Source organism: Deltaproteobacteria bacterium (assembly GCA_030654105.1).
Lineage (GTDB): Bacteria > Desulfobacterota > SM23-61 > SM23-61 > SM23-61 > JAHJQK01.
The window spans coordinates 1-3389 of record JAURYC010000307.1 but is presented as its reverse complement, the minus strand read 5'-3'; the positions used below and the strand labels follow the sequence as shown (position 1 = coordinate 3389).

4 protein-coding genes and 1 pseudogene are annotated in these 3389 nt (G+C 49.5%); all 5 read right to left on the bottom strand.

Features of this window, described 5'->3' with window-relative positions:
• A partial coding sequence (locus Q7V48_13375) for a hypothetical protein (protein ID MDO9211716.1) occupies positions 1-369 on the bottom strand: 369 nt, incomplete at its 3' end.
• 43 nt (positions 370-412) lie between these two features.
• Complete coding sequence (locus Q7V48_13370) at positions 413-847, bottom strand: hypothetical protein (GenBank protein ID MDO9211715.1); 435 nt, start codon at positions 845-847, stop codon at positions 413-415.
• Between the two features lie 18 nt (positions 848-865).
• Complete coding sequence (locus Q7V48_13365) at positions 866-2065, bottom strand: CoA transferase (protein MDO9211714.1); 1200 nt, start codon at positions 2063-2065, stop codon at positions 866-868.
• A 174-nt stretch (positions 2066-2239) separates the two neighbouring features.
• Positions 2240-3127, bottom strand: coding sequence for a CoA ester lyase (locus Q7V48_13360; protein ID MDO9211713.1), 888 nt, complete (start codon positions 3125-3127; stop codon positions 2240-2242).
• A gap of 85 nt (positions 3128-3212) precedes the next feature.
• A pseudogene (locus tag Q7V48_13355) lies at positions 3213-3383 on the bottom strand (enoyl-CoA hydratase/isomerase family protein).
• Between the last annotated feature and the right edge of the window lie 6 nt (positions 3384-3389).

The window sequence follows — 3389 nt, the reverse complement described above, 5'->3', positions numbered from 1 at the left end:
GGTCACTTCTCCGCCGAGCGGATCAACGGTCCATCCTTCCTTCTGGATTGCTGCCGTATCTATATGCGCGCTGGCATGGAGGATAGGTGTTCCCTTCTTTCCCCTATACCTAACTACGACATTGCTCCTTGGCCCCTTCAGTCCCATGATTTCGGCGCCCTGCAGTTTCAGGTATTTCTCCGGCGCATTATGGATCTGGACCTCGCACCCCAAAGATTGAAATCTTTCCGCCAAAACCCCGCAGATCGTGTCATAGTTCAGGCCGGGTGGAACCTGGGTATCAATTTGAATTAATTTCTTCAGGAGAAGCACCATCTCATCCCGGTGGGCCTCAATATAGGAAAAGACTGACTCTTTCAATTTATCCATAGGCTACTCCTAAAAATGAGAATTGATCTCCGGCGGAGTGTCGTCATAAAACCGGTAGGCCAAGGGCGTGGGCTGGGTTCTTCCGCACCATGGCGACAATCTCATCTTCCTCAATGCCGCAGCGGAGCATCGTCTCGATATACATCCGCATCCCTTCCACGGGAGGAGGATTGTAGATCTGGCCGAAATCCGTCGACATGATGCAGTGTTCGGGACCGACGGCGCGGATGGCATCGGCAATCTTTTGGGGATCGACTCGGTCACTGGTGGGCATGGTGGCAATGAAGCAGTGCTCGATAAATACCCCCTGCCCGATCATCTCTTTCTGTTCCTCCACCGAGGCGCGGCAGCCGAAGGAAACGGACAGCGGGTGAGTAATGATAGTTCGTTCAACGCCCACCCTGCGGCGGCGATTCGGATCCGGACCGATGTGAATATGAATGTCAATTGCCCCTTTGATCAGTTCAAAAGTGTCCATCTTTTTTTCCTTAGAAATTTATTTAAGGATAATGGTGGCTAGGCTATAAACAATTCCTTGGGAGAGCATGGCCTGGATTTCGTTGTGGCTATATCCGAGTTCCTCCAATATTTCGTTGGTATGTTCCCCTTTAAGGGGGGGAGGCAGTTCCAGCGTTAGATATTCCCCGTCAATTTCAATGGGGTTTCCCATCGTACGTATTTCTTTACCCTTGAGCTTGAACTTCCATAGGGAAATCGATTCAACAAGGGCTGAGTCATCTAAAACATCAGCAAAGTTATTGATTGGGGAGCAAAGAATATCGGCCTCCTTAAAAATATGAATCCACTCCTCTCGGGGCTTCCTGAGAAAAACCGGGACCACGATCTCATTCAGAGCAGCCCTGTTCTTTACCCGGAGAGAGTTATTCTTGAACTTCTCTTCTTTGCTTATTTGAGCCATTCCAATGGCCTGGCAAAATCTTTCCCAATAGGACTCACCAAGAATTGCGATGGTCATATATTTATCGTCTTTCGTCCGGTAAGCACCAGCCGGAGAAAGCATAGGGTTTTGGTTGCCATATCGCTTGGGTAGTTCCTCAGTCATTAAAAAAGAGGTAAAAGGCATGGCTTGTAAGGACATGGCTGCGTTCAGCAGGCTGACATCGATTCTTGTACCTAATTTTCCCTGCTGCCGGGCATATAGCGCCAACAAAATACCCTGTACAGCCATACTTGCAGAATGGATATCCACCAAAGGAAAGCTCACGCGCAAAGGAAGACCCTCCATCTCGCCTATTGAATCCATGATCCCACTGAGCGCCTGCATGCCCGTATCACTTGCGGGAAGGCTGGAATACGCTCCCTTTTGACCGAAAGCTGAAATCGTACAGTAGATAATCCCGGGGTTTATTTTTTGGCATGCATCATAACCAACCCCCAACCGCTCCATTACTCCTTTTCGGTAATTAGAAAGAACTATATCCGAACGCTCAACCAAGCGCATTATAACCGGTCCGGCATCCTTTTTCTGTAAGTCCAAACACAAATCTCTCTTGTTTCTATTATTGGCAACAAAGTAAGGTCTCAACGGGTCCTCAGTACCCCTTCCCCAGTCTCCTTCCGGCCTCTCAACTTTAATAACGAATGCTCCCATGTCGCCCAGGAGACTTGCTGCGCAGGGCCCTGCGACGCCTTCGGTCATGTCCAAAACTGAGATTTTACTCAATAGTTTATTCATTGGATTTCTCACTCCTGGGTTGAAGTTTCCTCCTTGCTTTTATCTGGCATTCCCTCCAGGAATTTTTTGATGATAAAGTCTCTTCCAATTTGGCCCATTCCGGCCTCTGGCTCCAGGTTTTCGGCTTTTTTTAGGGAGATCCTTTAAGTCTTGAAAGAACTTAATGAAGGTTGATCAGGTCTCGAGACCAATAGACTTGGCAAATTCGAGCATCTCCCGGGCCGTTTTCACCATGGCTTCATCTACCATGTCTCCCTTATAAGTCACCGCTGCAATCCCCTTTTTCTCCGCTTCCTCCATTGCCTGAATCAGGCCCTGATAAAAGGCAATCTCTTCCGCAGACGGAGTAAACACTTTATTAACAATCGGAACGTGTGAAGGATGCATGACCGTCTCCCCCCGAAACCCAAGCCGCCGGTTCCAATTGGCATCCCGCTCCAATCCCTCCAAATCCTTTATGTTCCACCAGGAGCTAATCGTAGGATACTGGATACCTGCAGCCCGGCAATCCAGCACTGCTTTGGAACGAAGAAAGAGAGTCTCCATACCCTCCTTAGACCAAATATAGCCAATGGCCCGGGCAGCGTCTCCTCCGGGGCCTGCCGCCAATGTAACTCGCTTCACTCGCGGACAGGAGGTGGCAATCTCATATATATTGCGCATCCCCTTAGCCGTCTCGCATCCTAAGGGAGTTTCAATCGCTCCGACGGGTATCCCCATGCGCTTTTCCAGATGGGTCAACAAAGCATCTATTTCTTTCATGTCGGCCACCGTCTCCACTTTTGGCAGCGTAACCCCATCGAGCTCGGGGCATAAAACTCCCTCGAGGTCGTCAAAGGTCAATCCCGTGGCAAAACCATTAATCCGTACGTTAACGGCTTGCCCCTTGGCCTTAAGAGCCTTAATCCCGGCCTTTACCAAGGGGCGGGCAGCTACCTTTTCTTGATCCGGGACCGAATCCTCGAGATCTAAAATCAGGCAATCCGCCCCATAATTTATCGCCTTTTCCATCCAGGCTGGCCGGTTGCCAGGAACGAATAACGTGGAACGATAGGGTTTCATTATTCCTTCTCCTTTCCCCTAAAGGGTATCCTAAAACAGCAGCGTAGATTGAAAAATACTCCATTGACCGGGCTTGGTATATTGGTTTTCTTTTTTCGGCAAACGCCCGGGGGCCTTCCTTGGCATCCTCGCTGGTGCACAAACGTGCAAAGACTTCATTCATATAGGCGAACTGCTGCTCATAGGCCATGTCTTCCGAAGCATAAAAACCGCTTTTGGCAATCTGGACTGCAATCGGGCTCTTTTGAGCCAGCAATTCCGC

Excerpts from the sequence above, each read along its gene's own strand:
- Q7V48_13370 (MDO9211715.1), bottom strand. The coding sequence starts at position 847 with ATGGACACTTTTGAACTGATCAAAGGGGCAATTGACATTCATATTCAC.
- Q7V48_13365 (MDO9211714.1), bottom strand. The coding sequence starts at position 2,065 with ATGAATAAACTATTGAGTAAAATCTCAGTTTTGGACATGACCGAAGGC.
- Q7V48_13360 (MDO9211713.1), bottom strand. The coding sequence starts at position 3,127 with ATGAAACCCTATCGTTCCACGTTATTCGTTCCTGGCAACCGGCCAGCC.